Genomic DNA, 21961 nt, shown 5'->3' with positions numbered 1-21961 from the left:
GGTCAGGCTTTCGGATGGGCTTCAAGTATCACGAAGGCCTGCGCCCATGGGTGATCGTCGGTGAGGGTGAGATGAATGGTGACAATGTGCCCGTTCGGCGTCAGCTCCACCAACCGTGCTGCTGCTCCGCCGGTAAGTGCGAGCGTAGGCGCTCCGCTCGGTGCGTTCACGACGCCAATATCCTTCATGTAGACGCCGCGCTTGAACCCGGTGCCGACTGCCTTGGAGAATGCCTCCTTGGCGGCGAACCGCTTGGCATAGGTGCCGGCCTGCGTATGCGGCCTGCGCGCCGCCTTGGCATTCTCTATGTCGGTAAAAGACCGCTGCCGGAAGCGGTCGCCCCAGCGGTCGAGCGAATTCTGGATCCGCTCGATATTGCACAGGTCTGATCCGAGGCCGATGATCATCGCGCCAGATCCATCAATTCGCGCATCTTGAGCACGGCTGGCTCCAGTCCGTCGAATATCGCCTCGCCGATCAGATAGTGTCCGATGTTGAGCTCGGCCAGTTGCGGGATGGCGGCGATCGGCTGGACGTTGTCGAAGGTCAGGCCATGTCCAGCATGCGGCTCTATCCCGTTCTTTGCGGCGAGCGCGGCCATGTCTGCGATGCGTTTCAATTCGCGTGCAACGCGTTCCTGGTCACCATCGAGCATGGCATGGGCATATTCGCCGGTGTGAAACTCCACCACCGGCACGCCCATTTGCAATGAGGCATCCAGCTGGCGCTCGCTTGCCTCGATGAACAGCGAGACGCGGATGCCCGCATCCTTCAACTGCGTGATGATCGGGGCGAGATGATTGTGCTGTCCGGCCGCATCCAATCCGCCCTCGGTCGTGCGTTCCTCGCGCTTTTCGGGGACAATGCAGGCCGCATGCGGCTTGTGCGCCAGCGCAATGGCGAGCATTTCCTCGGTCGCGGCCATTTCCAGATTGAGCGGCAGGTCGGTCGCTTCCTGAATGCGCTTCAGATCATCGTCGCGGATATGGCGGCGGTCTTCGCGCAAATGGGCGGTGATTCCGTCTCCCCCGCATTCCGCAACGATCTGTGCAGCGCGCACGGGATCAGGATGATCGCCGCCGCGCGCGTTGCGGATCGTGGCAACGTGATCGATATTCACACCGAGGCGGAGATATTCGGCCAATTTACTTGCGGCTCCCCGGCTTGGTAATCGGAATCGCGGCGAGTGCCTCGGGCACTTCATCCTCGGCATAGGTCGGGAAGTTGATGTCGATCAGCGGGAAGAAAGGCACGCCCAGATCGACAGTCCCGTTCGAGCGATCGACCAATGCGACTTCTGCCAGCACTTCGCCGCCTTCGCGCCCGACGGCGGCTATTGCTTCACGGCTGGAAAGACCGGTGGTGACGACATCCTCGACCATAAGGACCTTCGTGCCGGGCTTCAGGGCGAAGCCGCGGCGCAGGTGGAACTCACCATCAGGCCGCTCGAGGAACATGGCATCCATGTTCAGCGCCCGGCCCATTTCATGCCCGATGATGATGCCGCCCATCGCCGGGCTGACCACCGCATCGAGCGAATCGAGGATTTCGCCGGCGATACGTTCGGCCAGCGCTTCCGCCAGTCGCGCGGCGCGGTGCGGGTTCATCAAAACGCGGGCGCATTGCAGGTAGTGCCCGCTATGACGGCCTGAACTCAGCTGGAAATGGCCTTCGAGCAAAGCACCGCTGTGGCGAAATTCGGCGAGTACTTCGTCCTGTGTCATGGCTATTTGCACCAAGCCTTTCCGTGATTTGGCAGATCAGAGACCTTGGGCCGCATAGACCCTGTCGAAAAAAGTCCCTAGATGTGGTTGAGGCATCGGGCAAGCGTGGGTATACGCGCGCCAGACTCAGCCTGATCTGGCTGTCGGGCCGTGTGTCCGGGTTACATAAACGGAAAGCATCGTAGCTATGAATTTCGGCGAGACCGCCCGTAATATGACGAAGTCGCTGGCCATGCTGTTTGCAGCATTGTCGATTGCCATCGCACCTCAGGTTGCGAGCGCGCAGGACGTTTCCGCACCCGCATCCACAGTCGATGCCGCAGAGGTTGAAGCTGAAAGCGTCGCCGATGGCGAGACGGTGATAGAAGCGACCGGCGGGTTCGAGCATTTCGGTCCGGAGATGATAAAGGGCCAGCCGGTTTCGGCGGAAGAGGACCTTTGGGGGTCGATGAACTTCCAGCCGCAATATACCGACAATGGCAATTACGCGCTCGGCATGCACGATTACCTGCTGATGCCGATCATTACGGCGATCAGCATTTTCGTGCTTTTCCTGCTGCTGTGGGTGGTCTACCGCTATCGGCGCGCTGCCAATCAGGTGCCTTCCAAGACGAGCCATAACACGCTGATCGAGATCATCTGGACGGTCGTCCCGGTCATTATTCTCGTGGTGATCGCCGTGCCCTCGATCACGCTGCTGTCGCGCCAGTATCAGTCGCCGCCCGAAGATGCGATCACGATCAAGGCCAATGGCTACCAGTGGTACTGGGGCTTTGAATATGTCGATAATGGCGGCTTCGAAGTCATCTCGAACATGCTCGACGAAGCCGAAGCTCTCGAAGCGGGCGAACCGCACCAGCTTGCCGCCGACAACCGCATGGTTGTGCCAGTCGGCGTTCCGATCCGCCTGCAGACGTTCGGCGCTGACGTGATCCACTCGTTCGGCGTCCCCGCGCTCTGGTTCAAGCTTGATGCTGTTCCGGGCCGGATCAACGAGAAGATCCTCACGATCCAGGAAGAAGGCATCTTCTACGGCCAGTGCATGGAATTGTGCGGTGCCCGTCACGGCTACATGCCGATCGTCATCGAGGCGCGCAGCATGGAAGATTACAACGCATGGGTGCAATCGCAGCCCGGTGGCATGACCCGCGCGCAGATCAACGCCGAAGCAGCCAGCGCTGCCGCTCAGGATGCAGCTTCCGCGCAGGACGCTGCCGAAGCCGGTGATGAAGCTGGCGTCGAAGAAGCAGTGACCGCCGAGGCTGAAGCTGCCTGATCGCCGCCATCCGAATTTTTGAACGACGAATATAGAAAACAAGGTCCACAAACTCATGGCCACCACCGCTGAAGTTTTCGACGCTCACCACGAAGACCACGCCGCGCATGATCACGCCGATCACAAGCCCGGCTTCTTCGCTCGCTGGTTCATGTCGACCAACCACAAGGACATCGGCACGCTGTACCTGATCTTCGCGATTGTCGCGGGGATCATCGGCGGCATCATTTCCGGCCTCATGCGTTGGGAACTGGCGGAACCTGGCCTGCAGATCATGGGCCACGTGGTCAACGCGCTTGGCGGCGACGGCGCATCCTTCGACCAGCAGGGCCACATGTGGAACGTGCTGATTACCGCGCACGGCCTGATCATGGTGTTCTTCATGGTCATGCCCGCCATGATCGGTGGTTTCGGCAACTGGTTCGTCCCGCTGATGATCGGCGCGCCCGACATGGCCTTCCCGCGGATGAACAACATCAGCTACTGGCTGACCGTTGCGGGCTTCTGTTCGCTGCTGTTCTCCATGTTCGTGCCGGGCGGCATCGGCATGGGTGCGGGTACCGGCTGGACGGTCTATGCGCCGCTTTCGACCAGCGGTTCCGTCGGACCGGCAGTCGATTTCGCGATTTTCTCGCTCCACCTCGCGGGCGCTGGCTCGATCCTTGGTGCGACCAACTTCATTACCACCATCTTCAACATGCGTGCTCCGGGCATGACGCTGCACAAGATGCCGCTGTTCGTGTGGTCGGTGCTGGTAACCGCCTTCCTGCTGTTGTTGGCGCTGCCCGTGCTCGCTGCCGCGATCACCATGCTGATCACGGACCGCAACTTCGGTACGACCTTCTTCGACCAAGCCGGTGGCGGCGATCCGGTGCTGTACCAGCACCTGTTCTGGTTCTTTGGTCACCCTGAAGTCTACATCATGATCCTGCCGGGCTTCGGCATGATCTCGCAGATCGTCGCGACTTTCAGCCGCAAGCCGGTGTTCGGCTACCTCGGCATGGCCTACGCTATGGTCGCGATCGGCGTGGTTGGCTTCATCGTGTGGGCGCACCACATGTATACGGTCGGCCTCGACGTAAACACCAAGATGTATTTCACCGCTGCAACGATGGTGATCGCGGTGCCGACCGGCATCAAGATCTTCAGCTGGATCGCCACCATGTGGGGCGGCTCCATCACGTTCAAATCTCCGATGGTGTGGGCGATGGGCTTCATCTTCCTGTTCACCGTGGGCGGCGTGACCGGCGTCGTGCTGGCGAACGGCGGTGTGGACGACAATCTGCACGACACCTATTACGTGGTGGCGCACTTCCATTACGTCCTGTCGATGGGTGCGGTGTTCTCGATCTTCGCGGGTTTCTATTACTGGTTCCCGAAGATGAGCGGCCGCTGGCACTCCGAATTCCTCAGCCACGTACACTTCTGGCTGTTCTTCATCGGCGTGAACGTGATCTTCTTCCCAATGCACTTCCTCGGGTTGCAGGGCATGCCGCGTCGCTACCCCGACTTCACCGCTGCCTACTCCTACTGGAACGAGATCGCGAGCTATGGCTATCTGATCATGGGCTTCTCGATGCTCATCTTCTTCGCCAACATCGGCTACGCGCTGGTTGCCGGTAAGAAGGCTGCGGGCAATTACTGGGGCGAAGGCGCGACAACGCTGGAATGGAGCCTTTCCAGCCCGCCGCCGTTCCACCAGTTTGAAACGCTGCCGGTGATCGAAGATCATCACAATGCCGACGATCACATCAGCGAGAAGCCGGCAACCGCCTGACGGTTCGCCTCTCGCCTGGGATAGACAATTGGGAGGGGCGCGCCGGAGACGGAAGCGCCCCTTCGCGCAAAGAACAGGACCATGACCGCCATCACCGCCCCGAATGCCAGTGAAGTCGACCAGACTGCCATCGCCGTGAGCCCAGTGGCCGCGTCGATTGCCTCTGCGCCTTCGCAAGGGATGCCGGCTGACTGGCGCGATTTCTTCGCACTGACCAAGCCCAAGGTCATGCGCCTGGTGGTCTTTACCGGGCTGTGCGGCTTGCTCGCTGCTCCCGGAAGTATTCATCCGGTTATCGGATTCACCGCCATTCTTTGCATCGCGCTCGCTGCAGGCGGAGCGGGTGCGCTGAACATGTGGTGGGAAGCGGATATCGACGCGAAGATGAAGCGCACCGCGCAGCGTCCCTTGCCCAGAGGCATGATGCGACGCGAGGATGCGCGTGATTTCGGCCTGTTGCTGGCAGGCGCAGCGGTAATGGTGATGGGCCTCGCGGTCCACTGGCTCGCTGCCGCAGTGCTGGCTTTCAGCGTGTTCTTCTATGTCGTGATCTACACCATGTGGCTCAAGCCGCGCACGCCGCAGAACATCGTCATCGGCGGCGCTGCCGGAGCATTTCCCCCGCTGATTGGCTGGATTTCGGTGACGGGCGAGATCACGCTGATGCCGGTGCTGTTGTTCGCAATCATCTTCATGTGGACGCCGCCACATTTCTGGGCGCTCGCCCTATGGGTGAAGCCCGATTACGCTGCCGCCAACATCCCGATGATGCCCAATGCAGCGGGCGAGGTCTCGACCCGCCGCCAAAGCCTGTTCTATTCCGCGCTCTTGCTCCCGCTCAGTGTTACACCTTGGCTGATTGGCGGCACCGGCGCGATCTACGGCATTTCGGCCCTCGTGCTCTCGATTATCTTCTTTGCGCTGACCATCCCTGTCGGGATGCGCCGCGCTGTCGAAGGCGATGCTATGAAGCCCGAGAAAAAGCTGTTCGCTTTCTCGATCCTCTACCTCTTCGTGCTGTTCGGCGCACTCGTGCTCGACCGCGTGTTGGCAAATACGGGATGGCTCGCATGACCCCGCAGGAAGAAGAAGAATACAAGCGCCGCCGCAAGGCTCGCAATCTGGTGGTCGGACTGGTCCTGCTGGGCTTCGTCGTGCTGTTCTACACGATCACAATTGTGAAGATCGGTGCACAATGACGGCAGTATCGCTCGAAACGCGGAACCGCCGCACCATGCTGCTGGCTTTCGGAGCCGCTCTGGCCATGCTCGGGCTCGGCTATGCCGCTGTGCCGCTGTATGACCTGTTCTGCCGAGTGACGGGATTTGGCGGGACCACGCAGGTCGCGACCGAAGCAGAAGCCGACACGGCGGAGCGGCTTGCAGCGAGCGCGGGGGGCAAAAGCTACTCGATCCGCTTCGACGCAAATACCGCGCGCGACATGCCGTGGGACTTTCGCCCGACCCAAGTGACCGACCGCGTCGCCATCGGGCAGCGCGACATGGCGACCTACATCGCCCGCAACATGTCGGACGTTGCCATCACCGGCACCGCGACTTTCAATGTCGAGCCGGAGCAGGCGGGCCGCTATTTCAACAAGATCCAGTGCTTCTGCTTTACCGAACAAACGCTGCAACCGGGCCAGGAAATCCGGATGCCCGTGCTCTATTACGTCGATCCGGCGGTGCTGGACGACCCGAATATGCAGGATGTCGAGCAGATCACGCTCAGCTACACATTCCATCGCGCAATCGAAAACGAAGAACAGACTGAACAAGACAGCTAAGGCTCTGGACCCGCGCGCGTGGGGTCATTAAGGGCTGGAACAATACACCAAGGATCAGGACAGACACATGGCCGGCGCCAAGAACCACGATTATCACATTCTCGATCCCGATATCTGGCCGCTGATCGGCGCGGTTTCCGCGCTGACCTTCACCAGCGGGATGGTCATGCTGATGCATGATGATTTCTTCGGCGACAGCTGGCGGATCGTGCTGGGTATCGGCGTTGCCGGCCTGATCGCGACCTTCTTCGGCTGGTTCTCCAAGGTGGTGAACGAAGCGGAACGCGGCGATCACACGCCTGTCGTGCAGCTTCACATGCGTTACGGCATGATCCTGTTCATCGCTTCGGAAGTGATGTTCTTTGTCGGCTGGTTCTGGAGCTGGTTCGATTTCGCGCTGTTCCCGTCGCCGCTGGAATATCTGGGCGACAACCAGTGGCAAAATGTCATCGGTCAGGACGGCGCTGCTGCGCTGCTGAGCTTCCCTCCCGAAGGCATTCACGTGCTCGACCCGTTCGCGCTGCCGCTGCTCAATACCATTATCCTGCTGTGTTCGGGCACCACGGTTACTTGGGCGCATCACTCGCTGATCCACGGCGATCGTGACGGTCTGAAGAAGGGTCTGTGGCTCACAATCGCGCTCGGCGTATTGTTCTCGGCCATCCAGGCCTATGAATACAGCCACGCCAGCTTCGGCTTTGGCGGGGTGAATTATTCCAGCGCATTTTACATGGCGACGGGCTTCCATGGCTTCCACGTCCTGGTCGGCACGATCTTCCTCTCCGTCTGTCTGTTCCGCACGTACAAGGGCCATTTCACCCCGCGCCAGCACTTCGGCTTCGAAGCGGCAGCGTGGTACTGGCACTTCGTCGACGTGGTGTGGTTGTTCCTCTTCATCGCCGTTTACGTCTGGGGCGGCTGGGGTGCCGAAATCCACTAGGCTTTCTGGTGACGGATAGTCCGCCAACCGTATCGAAGGGGCAGCCCGCCATTGGTGAGGCTGCCCTTTTCGCTATGTGCCCGCGATGCGGAGAGCGGACGCTGTTCGCTGGCTGGATCAAATTTGCCGACAAATGCCGGGCTTGTGGGCTGGACTATGACAGGTTCAATGTGGGTGACGGACCAGCGGCGTTCCTGACGATGATCGTGGGGGCTATCGTCGTCGCGCTGGCACTGTGGTTGCAACTAAGTTTCGAACCGCCGTGGTGGGTTCACGTGCTGCTCTGGGTACCCCTTACAATCGCCGGAGTTATCGGCGGGTTGCGGCTGGCAAAGGCATGGCTGCTCGTAAGTGAATACAGGCGTGGTGCCGAAGAGCGTCGTCACGACGGACGCGATCTCTCATGACTGAGCGCAAAATCCCGATCATCCCGACAGTCGTGGTGGTGGCTGCTGCAGCCGTAATGGTGGCGCTTGGCTTCTGGCAGCTAGGCCGGGCGGATGAGAAAGCGGCGCTAATTGCGCGTTATGAAGCTGCGCTTGAATCGGGCGAGCAGCGGCCTTTTCCGTCAGACAAGGGATCACTCGATGGGAGATTCTTGTTCCACCCGACTAGTTTCGAATGTGCCGAAGTGATCGGACGGGAGGCAATCGCCGGACGCAACGACCGCGATCAGTCGGGTTATGCCCATATCGCCCGCTGCGAAACCGTCAGAGGGGTTGCCGATGTCCTGCTAGGCTGGTCGCGGCGTCCTGACGCTCCTGCTTGGGATGGCGGTGAAGTATCCGGGCTGATCGTCCCGGGAGGTGTAATGGGCCGCAGGGTGCAGATGAATATACCTGCCGCGGGTCTCGAACCGCTCGCCAAGCCCGATCCGAGCAATCTGCCCAACAATCACCTCGCCTATGCCGGGCAGTGGTTCTTCTTCGCGCTCACCGCGCTGGTGATCTACTGGCTCGCGCTGCGCCGACGCTGGCGGGATAGGTCGCGCGAAGGCTAGGCCTTGTACATTCCGTCACGCAAATTGATGCCGTGCTCCACCCACGCTTTCAGGCAGCACAGCATTTGCGACCAGCCCTGGCAGTTGCCGTAGGAACCGCGCCGCGCGGCGTCGGTATCGCGCCATCCCTCCTCGGCGATCTCGATCATTGTGCCACCGTCAGCCTCGCGAAAGGTCATCGTGACGGTTGTCTTGTAGTCCGCATCTGCACCTTCATCTTGACCGCCACCAGAAACATTATGCGGCTCGGCCTCGTAGGCAGGCCACTGGAGCACGATCCGCTCGTTCGGGACGACCTCGATCACATCAACCTCGAAAGCGCCGGGATAATCGTGGAATTCCCAACTGACTGTGGAGCCGCTCTCGAGCCGTCCCTTCGCGCCGCCTGTCGTAAAATACTTCGAGATTGTGTCGGGGTCGGCAACCGCTTCGAAAACCTCTCCAACCGGCCCCGAAACGCGTCCTGCCACTCGAAACCCGATAGCCATATTCCATCTCCTTTCGATTAGGCATGATAGCACACCTGCAATAATAGCTTGCTTGCGAGGCGCGCGTGCTGGCGCTACCCGCGCTGCACCATGAAATATATCTCAACCCGTGGCAGCGCGGCAGCGCTCGATTTCGAAGGGGTCACCCTTGCCGGGCTCGCCTCGGACGGCGGCCTCTACATCCCCGAAAGCTGGCCGCGTTTCAGCGATAATGAAATCGCCGAAATGGCGGGTTTGCCTTATGCAGAGCTTGCCGTGCGCATCATGGCCCCGTTCACCGCCGGATCGTTGACCGAGGAAGAACTGCGCGGCTTGTGCCACGCGGCTTATGGCAGTTTCGCCCATGATGCGGTGACGCCGCTGGTGCAATTCGACCAGCAGCATTGGCTGCTTGAACTGTTCCACGGCCCCACGCTCGCCTTCAAGGATGTCGCGCTGCAATTGCTCGGCCGCCTGTTTGAGAACTTCCTCAGCCGCAGCGACGATCATTTGACCATCGTCGGAGCGACCAGCGGCGATACGGGCAGCGCCGCGATTGATGCAGTGGCGGGCCGCGAACGGATCGATATCTTCATGCTCCACCCCGAAGGCCGGGTGAGCGAAGTTCAGCGTCGGCAGATGACGACGGTGCTCGCGCCCAACGTGCACAATATCGCCATCGACGGCAGTTTCGACGATGCGCAGGCGATGGTGAAGCGCATGTTCACCGATCCCTCCATGGCCACTTCGCATGGCGGGCGTTTCCGCATCACTGCGGTCAATTCGATCAACTGGGCGCGGCTGATGGCGCAGGTCGTCTATTACTTTGCCGCCGCGCTGCAATTGGGCGCGCCGCAGCGCAAAATTGCCTTCAGCGTGCCGACGGGCAATTTCGGTGACGTATTCGCAGGCTATGTCGCGGCGCAGATGGGGTTGCCGATCGAGCGGCTGATCGTCGCCACCAACGTCAACGATATCCTCCACCGCGCCTTGTCGAGCGGGGATTATTCTGCCGGCACCGTCACTCCAACAGCCGCGCCGAGCATGGATATCCAGGTCAGTTCCAATTTCGAGCGCCTGCTGTTCGATGCGGGTGGCCGCGACGGCGCTGCACTTGCCGAGCAGATGCGCGGGTTCGAGGCGAGCAAGGCGATGCAACTCACCAATGCCCAGCGTGAAGGGGCGTCCGCCCTTTTCACCAGCGCGCGCGTGACTCCCGAAGAGATGGTCAAGGCAATGCGCTGGGCATCGGATCATTGCGGCGAGATTATCGACCCGCATACCGCCATCGGCCTTTACGCTGCGTGCAGCATGGAAATCGATGCCGCAATGCCGATCGTCACGCTCGCCACTGCCCATCCGGCGAAATTCCCCGACGCCGTTTCCGAAGCGACCGGCCAGCATCCCGAATTGCCCGCCCGCCTCGGCAATCTGTTCGAGCGGGAGGAGCGTTTCGACAGCCTTCCCGGCACTTACGAGGCTGTGCGCGATTACGTTGCGCAGCGGGCGACCGAGAGCGCCTGATGGCTGATCTGGTCCGTGAACCTGTGATCATGGAGGGCGCTGGCTGGGACGGCTACCGCCTGCTCGACAGCGGGCATGGTCGTAAATACGAAAGTTTCGGCGAATACCGGTTCGTCCGGCCCGAACCGCAGGCCATGTGGACACCGCGCCTGCCGGATTGGGATGCGCATAGCGAATTCATACCCGGTAGCGACGAAGATGGCGGCGGGCGCTGGACCGATGCCCCGGCACTTCCCGACAACGGATGGCCTGTAAGCTGGAACGAGACGCGCTTTACTGCGCAGCCCACGCCTTTTCGCCACTTGCAATTTTTCCCCGACATGGCCCCTGTTTGGGAATGGATGCGGGATCAGTTGACCGGCCGCGAGGATGCCGAAACGCTCAACCTGTTTGGTTATACAGGCGTCGGATCATTAGCGCTCAGCCGCCATGGCCGTGTCACCCACGTCGATGCCAGCAAGAAGTCTGTGGCGCAGGCGCGCGACAATGCAGCGTTGTCGGGCATGGAGGACAGGCCCATCCGCTGGCTGGTCGATGATGCTGCCAAGTTTACCGCCCGCGAAGTTCGGCGGCAGAACCGCTATGATGGCATCATCCTCGATCCGCCAAAGTTCGGGCGCGGACCCAAGAATGAAACCTGGCGGCTGGAAGAAGGGCTTCCTGACCTCGTTGCCGATTGCCGACAATTGCTCGATGCCGACAGCCGCTTCCTGTTCCTGACAGTCTACGCCGTGCGCATGAGCTCGCTCGCTATCGGCGGACTGCTGGCCGACCTGTTTGCGGATCTTCCCGGCACCATCGAACATGGCGATCTGGCCGTGCGCGAAGCGGGCGAGGGCGGAAGGCTGCTTCCCACAGCGATCTTCGCAAGGTGGAGCCAGAGCTAGGCGCTGGCTCAGTCCATGCTACGCAGGTCGAGCAGGAAAGCCCTGATACGGTCGGCATTATAGCCCACATCGCTCACACCCACGCGGCTGACGGAGCGCATGTCGACGCGCGTGCTGCCGTCCTGCACCGGCGTGACCTCGATCACGACATCGTCATAAAACCTGACGTAACCGGCGGTCGCGGTTGCCTCTAGGCGCCCGGCTTCGGGATCGGCGGACACGATTTCCCATCCGCGTGTTTCGGCAAGCGCCCTTGCATTGGCGAGCACTTCTACCGGCGGTTTGTCGATGACTTCCGGCCGAATGTCGCCGTAGGAGTCCTCATGATAGGCGCGCCATTCCTCTACTGTGAACGGCCCGGTGCTGATCGGTTCGACATCAAGCGCGGTAAATTGCGGCATTTCGTTGAGGTCGGTCGAGATATCGTGGATCGGGGGAACATCCCTGCCGGGCAAGATCAGCATCGTATACTGGGCAAACAACAGGCCGGCGGACAGCGCTGTTCCCAACGCCAGCTTCCACAGATGACCGGTCTTGCGCCAGAGTGCAAAACCAAGACCGAGCAGGCCGATGATCGTCAGCGCGCGCGCCGGATTTACTGTGAGATAGAAGGGCGCGAATCCCGCAATCTTCTCGATGATGTCGAAACGCGCCAGGGTCGCCGCGATCAGGACGACGACTATCGCAATCAACGCGCCGCCGAGCACGAAATTCCCGGTCCATTTGACTGTCTTCGCAGCGGCACGCGCTCTCTTTGAAGGCGTAGCTGCGGTATCATTGGTTTCGGGTGTTTCGTTCACGACCTGCTCCCTGTTTTGCCGTGACTTGGGCAATGCGCGTCGCATCGCCGCTCGTCAATAAAAACGCTCCATCCTGCGCAATGGCTCCCGCTTGCCAATCCGCCCTGTCGCTGCCATGCGAACCCTATCATGGCAGACAGCCTTTACCTCGAGCTCGCCGAATTCGAGCATGACGTGCACACCGGGATTTACTCGGAGGAAACCGGCAAGCCGCAGCCGCTACGCTTTACTGTGCGTGCCCGGCTGAGGGCGAAAGCTTTCTACGATGCCGATACCCCGCTCGAAGAGAGCAAGAATTACATGGACCTGAAATTCGCCTGTTCGCAGGCGCTCGGGGATCGCCATTACAAGCTTATCGAGGCGGTTGCGGATCATGTTTGCGAAACACTGTTCCTGCAGGATAAGCGCATCGAGGAAGTGCAGGTCAAGATCGTCAAGCTGGCGTTGAGCGAGGCAGGCGAGCACATCGGCATCACGCTGACACGAGAGCGGAAATAGTGGGCAAGATCGCGTGCGGCATGGATGTGGTGGAGGCGCGCGGACTGCCCGCTGCCCCGCTCGATGCCGCTGCGGAGTTTGCAGCCAGATATTTTCCCATCCTGCGCGGCTACGGGAGTTGTATGGTCATCCTAGACCATGCGGATCACACGCATGATAGCTGGCGCAAGGCCGCGATCGAGGAGCTTGCGCGCGAGGCGGCGCCGGGCCGGATCAACGCCGTGGTCGGCAGCGAAAGCGGCGCGATCGCTCAGGTGCTGAAGTATCTAGATGATGCGCCGGGTGTGACGGGGCAGATATTCACGCTTGCCGAGTAACCTTGCTTGGTGAGCGAGCGAAGTTGAATACAGTCCCCGTTCCCGCCATGAGTATTGGATGAGCTGCGCCACGCCTCTCACAGACAGTTTCGACCGCCGCATTTCCTACCTGCGTCTGTCGGTGACGGACCGCTGTGATTTGCGCTGCGCCTATTGCATGCCCGAACGGATGCAATTCCTTCCCAAGTCCGAGGTGCTGACCCTCGAAGAGATTTACCGGTTGGCACTGGCTTTCGTCGCCCGCGGCGTGGCGAAGATCCGCCTGACAGGAGGGGAACCGTTGGTTCGCCGCGATGTCATGGATCTGGTACGGGCGCTGGGCCGGAAGCTGGGTGACGGGCTGGAGGAATTGACGCTCACCACCAACGGCACGCAACTGGCCGAATATGCGCAGCCACTGTTCGACGCGGGCGTGCGCCGTGTGAATGTCAGCCTCGACACGCGAGACCCGGACCTGTTCGCCCAGCTCACCCGCCGCGATCGCCTGGCACAGGTGCTTGAAGGAATCGCCGCCGCCAAGGCTGCGGGGTTGCGCGTGAAAATCAACACGGTCGCGCTGAAGGGCTTGAACGAAGCGGAGATCCCTCAACTGGTCGAATGGTCTCACGCACAAGGTCATGACCTGACGCTGATCGAAGTGATGCCGATGGGTGATGTCGACGGCGAGCGGATCGATCACTACCTGCCGCTTCCCGCCGTAAGGGATCAGCTTGAGCAACATTTTGCCTTAAGTGACATCGGCGATTCGACCGGTGGCCCGGCGCGTTATGTTCGGGTCGCGGAAACCGGTCGTAGAATCGGCTTCATATCTCCGCTGACTAACAATTTCTGCGCTACATGCAACCGCGTTAGGGTCACCGCCACGGGCCAGCTCTATGCCTGTCTCGGCGGAGCGGAGAAGGTCGACCTGCGCGCGGCATTGCGCAGCGACCAGCCTGAGGCAGCGCTTGCGACTGCGCTCGATGAAGCCATGCGGATCAAGCCCGAACGCCACCATTTCGCCATCGCACGCGGCGCAGCTCCCGCGCAGCCGAGGCATATGTCGGTGACAGGGGGATGAACGTGGTCACGCTCGTTTTCCTGGGTAAGCTCGCAGATCTTGCAGGCGAAAGCGTGCGCGAAGTGCCGGCACCGCTCGATTGGAACGGGCTTTTGACTTTGTGCGAGGAGCCGCTTGCCATCGAGATCGCAAGCGAACGCGTGAAGTTGGCACTCGACGGCGAGCTGCTGGCGGACAAGACCGCCCTTGTAGCACCCGCAGGATCTGAAGTGGCGCTGCTGCCTCCGGTCAGCGGCGGCTGACGTGTCGGTCACCGTACAACTGTTCGAAACAGCGTTCCCGCCGGCGGCACTGGTAGGTCCTTTCACCCGCGCCCACCCCGGCTTTGGCGGCGTTTGCACATTTGTCGGAGAGGTGCGGGGCGAAAACGATGTCGAAGCGCTCGAACTGACGCATTACGAGCGCATGACGCTCCCTGGTATGGAGCGCCTTGCGGCCCTGGCCGAACAGCGCTTCGATCTCATGGGCCTGTTGATTGTTCACCGGACGGGCGTGATGCTTCCTGGAGAGCCCGTTGTGCTGGTCTCGGCCTGCGCCCGGCATCGGCGCGGCGCCATCGATGCGGTCGATTTCTGCATGGATCACCTGAAGGCTAAAAGCTGGTTCTGGAAACGCGAAAAACGTGCTGGCGAATGGCACTGGATCGAACCGCGCGCAGAGGATCACGCAGCATTGGCGCGCTGGGAATAAATCGCGGGCGATTTGCGCGAGATCAATGAAAGCGTGAGCGATCCGGGCCAGTTTTCTTTCGACACGAAGGAGAATACGAATGGCCGAACAACTCACTCGCGAGGAAATTGCATCTGCGGCGAAAATCCACAGCGCGCCGCCAGCCTATGTCCGAAATGCTCCGGTCGACCGGACTTTCGAACTGCCCAAGGGACTCTTTTTCGCGACAATCGGACTGTACCTCGGCTTCATCGCCGTGCTGGGCCTCAGCTTTGCCCACCCCGAGATGATAATACCGGTCGCGATTTTCGTTACCATTGTCGTCGCTGGGTTTGGCGTCCCATCTGTCTGGTTGCGATTGGCGCCGCAGATTCCATCCCAATCGAAGACTTGGGCGCGATTCAAGCACGACGGCGTGATGACAGCCTATGGCCGCACCTCGGCGCGAGACGCCACGGTGCAGGTTCTTATCCTGCCCGTGTTGATTTTCATTTGGGGAGTAATCGCGGCGGCTATCGCTGCGCTGGTCTGAGTCCCAAGAACGGGGGGCGACCCGCTCGACCAGAACTCTCCATCATGCGCGGGGCCGTCCCAAACGGTCCCGCGCTTTTGTTCAGGCTGGTGCTTATCGGCCGACAGTAGAAAGCAAATCGGCGATGATCGCGTTCTCTTGCTCGACAAGCGCGACCACTTCACTTCGCACATCCCCGATTTGCGCAACAGAAAGTCCGGCGTTCGAAGTCTCGACAAAGACGCGGTCCAAATCGGCGAGGGCAATCATCGCCTGGCTACGCCGCGATTCGAGATCTGCGATACCGACTTGCGCACTTGCCCATGAATCGCTGCCCGCGCTGGAGCCACGTGCAGCAGTGGCAAGGCGACGCACTGCAGATTCAGCGGCCAAAAATTCTGCGTGAATGGTGCTCGCCTGCGCAGCCAACGCGCCCACCTGGTCGATCGCAGAGGCGTCTGGTGCGGGGGGAAGGTAGGGCTGTGGTTCTGCGGCATCCATCGTGCCAATCCAGCGTTCCGAATCGCGAATGGCCAGAGAGGGGTAGTCACCGCTGGGGCTGGCGCAAGCTGCCAGCAGGGCGCAGCACAGGCTGGAAACAAGGAGGCGGGCTTGCTTTGTCATGTCACGCCCCTACATCGGGAAACGAGTGTGATCCAGCGTGCAAATGGCCGGATTTCGCGCTCGCAAGTGGTTGACAGCTACAGGCGGTTGGCCTAACGGCGGCGTCTTCACGGTGCCCTTATGGGCGCCCTTTTTGTTGTTGCTCTGAAACTGGTCCGGGTTCGCTCGGGCAAAGTCTAGGCGTAAGAACACCAGATAAACGGATTATAGCACCATGTTCGCAGTAGTGCGCACGGGCGGCAAGCAGTATCGCGTCGCCGAAGGAGACAAGATTGCGGTTGAGAAACTGGCTGGTGAAGCCGGTGAAACAATCGTGTTGGACGATGTTCTGCTGGCCGGCGAAGGCGCTGACCTGGCGGATGCCGCCAAGGTCACGGTTTCGGCCGAAGTGATCGCCCAGGCCAAGAGTGAGAAGGTGACGGTTTTCAAGAAGCGTCGTCGTCACAACTATCGCCGCAAGAACGGCCACCGCCAGCAGATGACCCTGCTGCGGATCACGGCAGTTGGCGAAGGCAAGAAGGCTCCGGCCAAAAAGGTTGCTGCGAAGAAGGACACTTCCGAAGAGAAGGCTGATCCCAAGGCGCACAAGGCTGCACCGGTGAAGGAAGCTGCCGAGAAGAAGGCTCCGGCCAAGAAGGCTGCTCCCAAGAAGGAAGCAGCGGCCAAGGAGCCTGCCGCCAAGAAGGCAGCGCCCAAGAAGGCAGCGCCCAAGAAGGCAGCAGCCACCAAGAAAAGCGCCGCCAAGCCGGCCGACAAGAAGTAATCCCGCTGCGCGCGGACGAATTGGAGTAAGACACAATGGCACATAAAAAAGCTGGTGGCTCATCGCGTAACGGTCGCGACTCAGCCGGTCGTCGCCTTGGTGTGAAGAAGTTTGGCAGCCAGGAAGTGATTCCGGGCAACATTATCGTGCGCCAGCGCGGCACGAAGTTCTATCCCGGTGCCAATGTCGGCATGGGCAAGGACCATACGCTGTTCGCGCTCGAAGCGGGCCGTGTCCGCTTCCACGATGGCAAACTCGGCCGCAAATACGTCTCGGTCGACGCCATGGCGCAAGCCGCCGAATAACCGGATGATTCGATACAGGGGTCATCCACCGGGATGGCCCCTTTCGGACTTTTGAAATCCGAAAAGCTGGAAGGAGATGGGGCCGCCCCGTCTCCTTTTTTTGATTCTCCTTTCCTCGTTTTGACATGTCAGACGTCCACTGGAGGCGGGCATTCGGCTTTTGAGGAGAAGTTGCGATGTTCATGCGTACCCAGCGGCTGTTCTTGCGGCCCGTATTTGCCGAAGACTGGCGCGATGTCTTTTGCGGCATTGCTGACGAAGCGATCGTCCGCAACCTTGCCCGCGCGCCGTGGCCCTACACCGAGGATGATGCGCGCAGCTTCTGTGCTGGCGCCAATTCGGAAACGCGCACCCGTTTCGCAATCACTCTTCCCGAAAAGCAAGGAGCGCCCGTCGTCGGCATGATCGGTTTCGAGCCGGTTGAAGGCGGAGGCGAGGAGCTGGGCTACTGGATCGGCAAGGACTGGCAGCGCCGCGGATTCGCAACCGAGGCGGTGTGCGGCGTCGTGCGGCTGGCCGAAGCGCTGGGTATCCCATCGCTGGAGGCCGGGCACTTTGTAGACAACCCGGCCAGCGGCAAGGTGTTGCGCAATGCCGGTTTCGAAGAGACCGGCGAATTGCTGCCAACGCAGAGCAATGGCCGGGGCGGCGCGCAGGTCCTGGCACGCCGGTACGTGAACTGGATTGGTGAAAACGCCGGGAGCGTTCGCCCCGCTGCGGCCTGAGCAATCAGGCGGTGGCGGGGCCGTCCTCCCGCTTTGCCTGGTCGACGTCCCAACGTGTGATCAGGTAGCGGTCGTCAAGGTCCCACGGATGGAAGCCGGGCCGGAAATAGCCGAGCCACGATGGCAGGATCTTGCGTAAGATGCCGGGCTTGCCGGTGAGATAGGCAAACAGGCGCCATTTGGCGCGCCAACCGGTAATGTCGTCCTGTTCCAGCAATTCGAGCGCATCTCTCGTGCGGTTCCTGAGGAAGCGGAAAGTGACCAAGGCCATCAGGATGCTACGCATTCGCCACCGCTTGAACCCCGACCAGTCGCGCGTCGCGTGGAGGAAGGTGTCGTAGGCGACGGCCTTGTGCTCGATTTCTTCGACAGCATGCCACAGCCAAAGCTGCGGATCGCCCATGCCCGCCGTGGCCAGTGCTTTGGGTGACTTGAGGAACTGGTGTGCGAACATGGCGGTGAAATGCTCGAGAGCACAGGTGATTGCCAGTTGCACGATCGGCGGGGTCGCCAGCGTATCGCCGACGAGTCGCTTAACCCGCTCTTCGATACGTGTCAGGTCGTAACCGGCTTCCTCGATCGCGCGGTTGAACGCGACGTGTTCGCGTGAATGGTTCACTTCCTGGCGGATAAAGTCGCGAATTTCGGCGGCCAGCTGTTCGGGCACGCCGTCGCGGTGGGCCTTCACCGCTTCGATGAACATGGCTTCGCCACGCGGGAAGCTGGCGGACAAAGCGGCGAACCACGCAGAAGCTACCGGATCGACCCCGCGCTGACGCTTTTCATCGCGATTGAAGCGACGGTCCCGCACGGTCAATTTGTGATCTGCCGGGGTGCTTGCTTGCCAGTGAGGTTGTGCGGTCATATCGTAGTCCAGATACCAGTCTCGTGTGCCGTCAGCCTGAAGATCGCGTTGACTTACATGAATGTCAATAGGAAACTTACATCAATGTCAGTGAGGAAGCGCCTCAGTCCGGAAGAAAGTCGTGCCGCAGCCTTGGAAGCTGCGCGCGCTTTGCTGATAGAGGCAGGTCCGCAGGCAGTCACGCTTAAAGCTGTTGCTGCGCGAATCGGCCGCACGCATGCGAATCTGCTGCACCATTTCGGCAGCGCGGCGGGCTTGCAGAAAGAGCTGGCGGCGCATCTTGCAACGACCGTTTGCGATTCCATCGGTGAGGCGGTTCGTGCGACCCGCGCCGGAATCGGAAGCCCGCGTGAAGTCGTCGATCTGACCTTCGATGCCTTCGGGCGAGAAGGCGGCGGGTCGCTGGCCAGCTGGATGCTGGCATCGGGAAATGAGGATGCTCTCAACCCGATTATTGAGCGAATCCATGCACTTGTGCACGATATTCATCCGGAGGAAACGCATTCGGGCGGAGAGCTTGCTATGCACGAAACCACGCTCACGCTGGTGCTCCTCGCATTGGGCGATGCGCTGCTCGGCGAGCAATTGGCCGAGTCGCTCTCGGTCGATCGCACAACCTCGCGTGACCGGGCTGAAGAGATGCTGGTCGCGGCCTTCGCGCGAAACGGTGTGAACGTCTAGTCGCTGGCGGCTTGCAGTCGCATCCAGCCCGGCACAAGATCGACCGGAATATCGTCAACCCGCAAGTGATCGATGGCCAGCCCTTGTGCGGGATATTCAGCCTTGCGCCGCTTTTCCTGCGATTGATCCAGCGGAACCACAACCAGCCGGCGGTTGATCTTTTGCCGCCAGTTCATCCGCGCGGTATTTTCCTGGCCGATGTAACAGCCCTTGTCGAAGCTGACGCCGTTGAGTTCGACCGCATTGGTTTCAAGCCACAGGATATCGGACAGTTCGGCATGACCTTCCGCGACACCAAGGGACAGACGGTGAGCGAGGTAGGAATCGTCTACGCTGTTATCTTTCGGCGAAACGGTGCTGATGCGGCGAAAACCGAGCGAGGAGAGGCGCGGGTCCGTGGTGAAACCATCCGCGGCACTATCGCTCCAGAAAATTCCAAGCGACGAGTCCACGCCAATCTCGATTTTCCTGCGCAGGCGATAGAGCGAGAGTCGCTTGGCCAGTTCCACGGCATGTTCGGCCTCGCAATCGAGCAAGATATCCTCGCCGTCGCGCCATACGAGCATGTCGAACATGGTCTTGCCTTGGGGGGTCAGCAGCGCGGCATAGGTGGGCAGGTTTCCCGTCACATCATTGGTGAGCAGTCCTTGCAGGAAAGCTGCCGCATCCTCGCTTTCATCCTGCGGCGAAACGCGCACCACGGCGCGGCTGGTTAATCGGCCTATTGTCATGGGTGACAGATAGGGCGGAGCGCGCCATAGGCAATCCCATGACGACGACGATCACAATCCGCCGCCCCGATGACTGGCACGTTCACCTGCGCGATGACGCCATGTTGCAGGGCGTTGCAAGCTATACCGCGCGGCAATTCGCGCGCGCTATCGTGATGCCCAACCTTACTCCGCCGATTACCACGGTGGAGGCAGCGAGCGCCTATCGTGACCGGATCATGGCGGCACTGCCTGATGGCGCAGCGTTCGAACCGCTGATGACCTGCTATCTGACCGATAACCTCGATCCGGAAGAGGTGCGGCGCGGTTTCGAGGCAGGTGTATTCACCGCAGCCAAGCTTTATCCGGCAGGTGCCACCACCAACTCAGACAGCGGCGTCACCGATGTGGCCAAGATCCGTGGCGTTTTGGAGGTGATGGCAGAGATCGGCATGGTACTGTGCGTCCATGGCGAAGTGACCGCCGCCGATATCGACATATTCGACCGCGAGGCGGTGTTTATCGAACAAGTGCTCAAACCCCTGATCGCCGAGATACCGTCCCTAAAGGTCGTGTTCGAACATATTACCACGCAGGATGCGGTGCGCTTCGTCGAAGCTGCACCGGCCAATGTTGCCGCCACCATCACCCCGCAGCATTTGCATATCAACCGTAACGCCATGCTGGTCGGCGGGATGCGACCGCATGCCTATTGCCTGCCGGTCGCCAAGCGCGAATTGCACCGCCTTGCTCTGCGCCGAGCTGCGACCTCGGGCTTGCCCAAGTTCTTCCTCGGTACCGACAGCGCTCCGCACACACGCTCAGCCAAGGAAAGCGCGTGCGGCTGCGCGGGCATTTTCAACGCACCATTCGCGCTTGAGAGCTATCTTGCGGTGTTCGAGGCCGAAGAGGCGCTTGAGCAATTCGAAGGATTTGCCAGCTTGCACGGACCTGCGTTTTACGGCCTCCCGGTGAACGAAGAGGCTATAACGCTGGAGAAGCGCGACACCGGTGTACCGGAGACGGTCGACGCGGGCGGGGAACAGCTTGTACCGTTCCACGCCGGGCAGACGCTCGGCTGGACATTCGCCGGTTAGGCAGGGGCGGGCTTTACGGCGCGGCTCTTGCGCCAGATATCCCAGCTAAACAGCGCGACCGCCGCCCAGATGGCGATGAAACATGCCAATTGTGCAGGTTTCAGTTCCTCTCCGAAGACGGTGAGCCCGAGCAAGAAGATGACGCTTGGGGCGGCAAACTGGATGAAACCGATCACCGTATAGGGCAGGGCACGCGCGGCTGTAGCGAACAGGATCAGCGGTATCGCGGTCACGAAACCGGCGCCCAATATGCCGATGGTCTCCACCGTATCGCGACCGAGAGCCGTCCCTCCGCCTTCCCAATGAGTCCAGCCCAGATAGGCGAGTACCAACGGCAGGAGGATCGTCGCCTCGATGGTCAATCCGACAAGCGCACCGGCGGCCACCGTCTTGCGCAGCAGCCCGTATATGCCGAAGGAAACCGCCAGCAGCAGGCTCACCCAGAGTGTGGTCACCGCGCCAAGCGCAAGCGCGCCAACGCCCACCGAAGCGAGCGCCACCGCAGCCCACTGGCGCACCGATAGCGGTTCCTTCAGGAACACCACTCCCATCAGCATCATGACGATCGGGAGGATGTAATAACCAAGGCTTGCGGCGTAGACGTGAGAAGTCTGGATGGCCCAGATGTAGCCCAGCCAGTTCACTGCGATCATGATTGATGAAAGCACCAGCGTGAACACGACGCGGCGCTGCGCCAGGCAAGTGCGCAATTCGCCGAATTTGCCAGTGAACCACACGAAGCCAAGGCAGATCGGCAGTGTGAACAATGTCCGCCAGGCGACGAATTCGACCGGCGGCACGTCCTTCACCATCAGCAGGTAAAGCGGCAGCAAGCCCCAGATGAGATGCGCGGTAAGGGCAAAGGACAGCGCCCTGCCGCGGCTGGTTTCGGGCCATGAAGCAGGCGTGGTCATGGCGCCGCGCTAGGCCTTCGCGCGCCTGTCGGCAAGCTTTG

Annotated in this window: 30 protein-coding genes; 21 read left to right on the top strand and 9 right to left on the bottom strand. The window is 60.8% G+C overall.

Annotation, left to right across the window (positions count from 1 at the left end; translation table 11 throughout):
- Positions 1-2: 2 nt before the first annotated feature.
- Genes acpS through pyrE form a run of 3 tightly spaced genes read right to left on the bottom strand, consistent with a single transcriptional unit; the run spans position 3 to position 1724 of the window.
- Positions 3-407, bottom strand: a complete 405-nt coding sequence (gene acpS / locus AAC850_RS13695) for a holo-ACP synthase (protein ID WP_340589415.1) — start codon at positions 405-407, stop codon at positions 3-5.
- A complete protein-coding gene (locus tag AAC850_RS13690; protein WP_340589414.1) occupies positions 404-1144 on the bottom strand; it encodes a pyridoxine 5'-phosphate synthase in 741 nt (246 codons plus the stop codon). The genes acpS and AAC850_RS13690 overlap by 4 nt, the downstream gene beginning before the upstream one ends.
- Position 1145: 1 nt before the next feature.
- On the bottom strand, positions 1146-1724 hold the full coding sequence (gene pyrE, locus AAC850_RS13685) for an orotate phosphoribosyltransferase (protein ID WP_340589413.1): 579 nt from the start codon (positions 1722-1724) through the stop codon (positions 1146-1148).
- A 214-nt stretch (positions 1725-1938) separates the two neighbouring features.
- Here pyrE and coxB point away from each other — a divergent pair, with 214 nt between their 5' ends.
- From coxB to AAC850_RS13645, 8 genes are all read left to right on the top strand, one after another.
- On the top strand, positions 1939-3000 hold the full coding sequence (gene coxB / locus AAC850_RS13680; RefSeq protein ID WP_340589411.1) for a cytochrome c oxidase subunit II: 1062 nt from the start codon (positions 1939-1941) through the stop codon (positions 2998-3000).
- 55 nt (positions 3001-3055) lie between these two features.
- Positions 3056-4777 carry a cytochrome c oxidase subunit I gene (ctaD, locus tag AAC850_RS13675; RefSeq protein WP_340589409.1) on the top strand — a complete coding sequence of 574 codons (1722 nt, stop codon included), beginning with the start codon at positions 3056-3058 and terminating at the stop codon, positions 4775-4777.
- 81 nt (positions 4778-4858) lie between these two features.
- Positions 4859-5851 (top strand): heme o synthase, encoded by a 993-nt coding sequence (locus AAC850_RS13670; RefSeq protein WP_340589408.1) that lies wholly within the window; start codon positions 4859-4861, stop codon positions 5849-5851.
- The gene (locus tag AAC850_RS13665; RefSeq protein ID WP_340589479.1) at positions 5839-5976 is read left to right on the top strand and encodes a hypothetical protein; all 138 of its coding nucleotides are present in this window, start codon (positions 5839-5841) and stop codon (positions 5974-5976) included. Before AAC850_RS13670 ends, AAC850_RS13665 begins: the two co-directional genes overlap by 13 nt.
- The gene (locus AAC850_RS13660) at positions 5973-6563 is read left to right on the top strand and encodes a cytochrome c oxidase assembly protein (protein WP_340589407.1); all 591 of its coding nucleotides are present in this window, start codon (positions 5973-5975) and stop codon (positions 6561-6563) included. Before AAC850_RS13665 ends, AAC850_RS13660 begins: the two co-directional genes overlap by 4 nt.
- A 67-nt stretch (positions 6564-6630) precedes the next feature.
- Positions 6631-7503, top strand: coding sequence for a cytochrome c oxidase subunit 3 (locus tag AAC850_RS13655; RefSeq protein ID WP_340589406.1), 873 nt, complete (start codon positions 6631-6633; stop codon positions 7501-7503).
- Between the two features lie 8 nt (positions 7504-7511).
- On the top strand, positions 7512-7910 hold the full coding sequence (locus AAC850_RS13650) for a DUF983 domain-containing protein (protein WP_340589405.1): 399 nt from the start codon (positions 7512-7514) through the stop codon (positions 7908-7910).
- Positions 7907-8503, top strand: a complete 597-nt coding sequence (locus tag AAC850_RS13645; RefSeq protein WP_340589404.1) for an SURF1 family protein — start codon at positions 7907-7909, stop codon at positions 8501-8503. The genes AAC850_RS13650 and AAC850_RS13645 overlap by 4 nt, the downstream gene beginning before the upstream one ends.
- On the opposite strand, the gene AAC850_RS13640 is transcribed toward AAC850_RS13645, so the two are convergent.
- Positions 8500-8991 carry an SRPBCC domain-containing protein gene (locus tag AAC850_RS13640; protein WP_340589402.1) on the bottom strand — a complete coding sequence of 164 codons (492 nt, stop codon included), beginning with the start codon at positions 8989-8991 and terminating at the stop codon, positions 8500-8502. The genes AAC850_RS13645 and AAC850_RS13640 overlap by 4 nt on opposite strands.
- Positions 8992-9081: 90 nt before the next feature.
- Between AAC850_RS13640 and thrC the strand changes: the two genes are divergently transcribed.
- The gene (gene thrC / locus AAC850_RS13635; RefSeq protein WP_340589401.1) at positions 9082-10494 is read left to right on the top strand and encodes a threonine synthase; all 1413 of its coding nucleotides are present in this window, start codon (positions 9082-9084) and stop codon (positions 10492-10494) included.
- Positions 10494-11381: a class I SAM-dependent methyltransferase gene (locus AAC850_RS13630; RefSeq protein ID WP_340589400.1), complete on the top strand. Its 888-nt coding sequence runs from the start codon at positions 10494-10496 to the stop codon at positions 11379-11381. Before thrC ends, AAC850_RS13630 begins: the two co-directional genes overlap by 1 nt.
- An 8-nt stretch (positions 11382-11389) precedes the next feature.
- Here AAC850_RS13630 and AAC850_RS13625 read toward each other — a convergent pair whose 3' ends face one another.
- Complete coding sequence (locus AAC850_RS13625; RefSeq protein WP_340589399.1) at positions 11390-12181, bottom strand: DUF1499 domain-containing protein; 792 nt, start codon at positions 12179-12181, stop codon at positions 11390-11392.
- Positions 12182-12310: 129 nt separating this feature from the next.
- Here AAC850_RS13625 and AAC850_RS13620 point away from each other — a divergent pair, with 129 nt between their 5' ends.
- From AAC850_RS13620 to AAC850_RS13595, 6 genes are all read left to right on the top strand, one after another.
- Positions 12311-12679, top strand: a complete 369-nt coding sequence (locus tag AAC850_RS13620) for a dihydroneopterin aldolase (protein ID WP_340589398.1) — start codon at positions 12311-12313, stop codon at positions 12677-12679.
- Entirely contained in the window at positions 12679-12996 is a 318-nt protein-coding gene (locus tag AAC850_RS13615) for a Rossmann fold domain-containing protein (RefSeq protein ID WP_340589397.1), read from the top strand. Before AAC850_RS13620 ends, AAC850_RS13615 begins: the two co-directional genes overlap by 1 nt.
- A gap of 58 nt (positions 12997-13054) precedes the next feature.
- Positions 13055-14056, top strand: a complete 1002-nt coding sequence (gene moaA, locus AAC850_RS13610) for a GTP 3',8-cyclase MoaA (RefSeq protein ID WP_340589396.1) — start codon at positions 13055-13057, stop codon at positions 14054-14056.
- A 2-nt stretch (positions 14057-14058) separates the two neighbouring features.
- Positions 14059-14298, top strand: coding sequence for a MoaD/ThiS family protein (locus AAC850_RS13605; RefSeq protein WP_340589395.1), 240 nt, complete (start codon positions 14059-14061; stop codon positions 14296-14298).
- Position 14299: 1 nt separating this feature from the next.
- Positions 14300-14746 carry a molybdenum cofactor biosynthesis protein MoaE gene (locus AAC850_RS13600; RefSeq protein WP_422723201.1) on the top strand — a complete coding sequence of 149 codons (447 nt, stop codon included), beginning with the start codon at positions 14300-14302 and terminating at the stop codon, positions 14744-14746.
- 79 nt (positions 14747-14825) lie between these two features.
- Positions 14826-15257, top strand: a complete 432-nt coding sequence (locus AAC850_RS13595; protein ID WP_340589394.1) for a hypothetical protein — start codon at positions 14826-14828, stop codon at positions 15255-15257.
- A gap of 93 nt (positions 15258-15350) precedes the next feature.
- Here the strand turns inward: AAC850_RS13595 and AAC850_RS13590 are convergent, their stop codons facing one another.
- On the bottom strand, positions 15351-15860 hold the full coding sequence (locus tag AAC850_RS13590) for a hypothetical protein (RefSeq protein WP_340589393.1): 510 nt from the start codon (positions 15858-15860) through the stop codon (positions 15351-15353).
- A gap of 214 nt (positions 15861-16074) precedes the next feature.
- Here AAC850_RS13590 and rplU point away from each other — a divergent pair, with 214 nt between their 5' ends.
- The 3 genes from rplU to AAC850_RS13575 all read left to right on the top strand — a co-directional run bounded on the left by rplU (position 16075) and on the right by AAC850_RS13575 (position 17653).
- On the top strand, positions 16075-16623 hold the full coding sequence (gene rplU, locus AAC850_RS13585; RefSeq protein WP_340589392.1) for a 50S ribosomal protein L21: 549 nt from the start codon (positions 16075-16077) through the stop codon (positions 16621-16623).
- Positions 16624-16658: 35 nt separating this feature from the next.
- The gene (gene rpmA / locus AAC850_RS13580; RefSeq protein WP_340589391.1) at positions 16659-16928 is read left to right on the top strand and encodes a 50S ribosomal protein L27; all 270 of its coding nucleotides are present in this window, start codon (positions 16659-16661) and stop codon (positions 16926-16928) included.
- Positions 16929-17104: 176 nt separating this feature from the next.
- Positions 17105-17653 (top strand): GNAT family N-acetyltransferase, encoded by a 549-nt coding sequence (locus tag AAC850_RS13575; protein ID WP_340589390.1) that lies wholly within the window; start codon positions 17105-17107, stop codon positions 17651-17653.
- Positions 17654-17657: 4 nt separating this feature from the next.
- Here AAC850_RS13575 and AAC850_RS13570 read toward each other — a convergent pair whose 3' ends face one another.
- The gene (locus AAC850_RS13570; RefSeq protein WP_340589388.1) at positions 17658-18518 is read right to left on the bottom strand and encodes a metal-dependent hydrolase; all 861 of its coding nucleotides are present in this window, start codon (positions 18516-18518) and stop codon (positions 17658-17660) included.
- Between the two features lie 84 nt (positions 18519-18602).
- Between AAC850_RS13570 and AAC850_RS13565 the strand changes: the two genes are divergently transcribed.
- Positions 18603-19199 carry a TetR family transcriptional regulator gene (locus tag AAC850_RS13565; protein ID WP_340589387.1) on the top strand — a complete coding sequence of 199 codons (597 nt, stop codon included), beginning with the start codon at positions 18603-18605 and terminating at the stop codon, positions 19197-19199.
- Here AAC850_RS13565 and ygfZ read toward each other — a convergent pair.
- Positions 19196-19930: a CAF17-like 4Fe-4S cluster assembly/insertion protein YgfZ gene (gene ygfZ, locus AAC850_RS13560; protein ID WP_340589386.1), complete on the bottom strand. Its 735-nt coding sequence runs from the start codon at positions 19928-19930 to the stop codon at positions 19196-19198. The genes AAC850_RS13565 and ygfZ overlap by 4 nt on opposite strands.
- Positions 19931-19968: 38 nt before the next feature.
- On the opposite strand from ygfZ, the gene pyrC reads away from it, so the two are divergent.
- Positions 19969-21006, top strand: coding sequence for a dihydroorotase (gene pyrC / locus AAC850_RS13555; RefSeq protein WP_340589385.1), 1038 nt, complete (start codon positions 19969-19971; stop codon positions 21004-21006).
- Here pyrC and rarD read toward each other — a convergent pair.
- Positions 21003-21920 carry an EamA family transporter RarD gene (rarD, locus tag AAC850_RS13550; protein WP_340589384.1) on the bottom strand — a complete coding sequence of 306 codons (918 nt, stop codon included), beginning with the start codon at positions 21918-21920 and terminating at the stop codon, positions 21003-21005. The two genes, pyrC and rarD, sit on opposite strands and share 4 nt — an antisense overlap.
- Between the last annotated feature and the right edge of the window lie 41 nt (positions 21921-21961).

It is taken from the genome of Erythrobacter alti (assembly GCF_037996805.1).
Lineage (GTDB): Bacteria > Pseudomonadota > Alphaproteobacteria > Sphingomonadales > Sphingomonadaceae > Alteraurantiacibacter > Alteraurantiacibacter alti.
This window is presented reverse-complemented; position numbering and strand designations above follow the sequence as displayed.

What these genes read in the sequence shown, in the direction of transcription:
- AAC850_RS13665 (WP_340589479.1), top strand. Translation starts at nt 5,839, where the DNA reads ATGGCTCGCATGACCCCGCAGGAAGAAGAAGAATACAAGCGCCGCCGC.
- acpS (WP_340589415.1), bottom strand. Translation starts at nt 407, where the DNA reads ATGATCATCGGCCTCGGATCAGACCTGTGCAATATCGAGCGGATCCAG.
- AAC850_RS13620 (WP_340589398.1), top strand. Translation starts at nt 12,311, where the DNA reads ATGGCAGACAGCCTTTACCTCGAGCTCGCCGAATTCGAGCATGACGTG.
- ctaD (WP_340589409.1), top strand. Translation starts at nt 3,056, where the DNA reads ATGGCCACCACCGCTGAAGTTTTCGACGCTCACCACGAAGACCACGCC.
- thrC (WP_340589401.1), top strand. Translation starts at nt 9,082, where the DNA reads ATGAAATATATCTCAACCCGTGGCAGCGCGGCAGCGCTCGATTTCGAA.
- moaA (WP_340589396.1), top strand. Translation starts at nt 13,055, where the DNA reads ATGAGCTGCGCCACGCCTCTCACAGACAGTTTCGACCGCCGCATTTCC.
- AAC850_RS13590 (WP_340589393.1), bottom strand. Translation starts at nt 15,860, where the DNA reads ATGACAAAGCAAGCCCGCCTCCTTGTTTCCAGCCTGTGCTGCGCCCTG.
- rplU (WP_340589392.1), top strand. Translation starts at nt 16,075, where the DNA reads ATGTTCGCAGTAGTGCGCACGGGCGGCAAGCAGTATCGCGTCGCCGAA.
- AAC850_RS13565 (WP_340589387.1), top strand. Translation starts at nt 18,603, where the DNA reads ATGTCAGTGAGGAAGCGCCTCAGTCCGGAAGAAAGTCGTGCCGCAGCC.
- ygfZ (WP_340589386.1), bottom strand. Translation starts at nt 19,930, where the DNA reads ATGACAATAGGCCGATTAACCAGCCGCGCCGTGGTGCGCGTTTCGCCG.
- pyrE (WP_340589413.1), bottom strand. Translation starts at nt 1,724, where the DNA reads ATGACACAGGACGAAGTACTCGCCGAATTTCGCCACAGCGGTGCTTTG.
- rpmA (WP_340589391.1), top strand. Translation starts at nt 16,659, where the DNA reads ATGGCACATAAAAAAGCTGGTGGCTCATCGCGTAACGGTCGCGACTCA.
- rarD (WP_340589384.1), bottom strand. Translation starts at nt 21,920, where the DNA reads ATGACCACGCCTGCTTCATGGCCCGAAACCAGCCGCGGCAGGGCGCTG.
- pyrC (WP_340589385.1), top strand. Translation starts at nt 19,969, where the DNA reads ATGACGACGACGATCACAATCCGCCGCCCCGATGACTGGCACGTTCAC.
- AAC850_RS13575 (WP_340589390.1), top strand. Translation starts at nt 17,105, where the DNA reads ATGTTCATGCGTACCCAGCGGCTGTTCTTGCGGCCCGTATTTGCCGAA.
- AAC850_RS13645 (WP_340589404.1), top strand. Translation starts at nt 7,907, where the DNA reads ATGACTGAGCGCAAAATCCCGATCATCCCGACAGTCGTGGTGGTGGCT.
- AAC850_RS13570 (WP_340589388.1), bottom strand. Translation starts at nt 18,518, where the DNA reads ATGACCGCACAACCTCACTGGCAAGCAAGCACCCCGGCAGATCACAAA.
- AAC850_RS13670 (WP_340589408.1), top strand. Translation starts at nt 4,859, where the DNA reads ATGACCGCCATCACCGCCCCGAATGCCAGTGAAGTCGACCAGACTGCC.
- coxB (WP_340589411.1), top strand. Translation starts at nt 1,939, where the DNA reads ATGACGAAGTCGCTGGCCATGCTGTTTGCAGCATTGTCGATTGCCATC.
- AAC850_RS13640 (WP_340589402.1), bottom strand. Translation starts at nt 8,991, where the DNA reads ATGGCTATCGGGTTTCGAGTGGCAGGACGCGTTTCGGGGCCGGTTGGA.
- AAC850_RS13630 (WP_340589400.1), top strand. Translation starts at nt 10,494, where the DNA reads ATGGCTGATCTGGTCCGTGAACCTGTGATCATGGAGGGCGCTGGCTGG.
- AAC850_RS13655 (WP_340589406.1), top strand. Translation starts at nt 6,631, where the DNA reads ATGGCCGGCGCCAAGAACCACGATTATCACATTCTCGATCCCGATATC.
- AAC850_RS13595 (WP_340589394.1), top strand. Translation starts at nt 14,826, where the DNA reads ATGGCCGAACAACTCACTCGCGAGGAAATTGCATCTGCGGCGAAAATC.
- AAC850_RS13660 (WP_340589407.1), top strand. Translation starts at nt 5,973, where the DNA reads ATGACGGCAGTATCGCTCGAAACGCGGAACCGCCGCACCATGCTGCTG.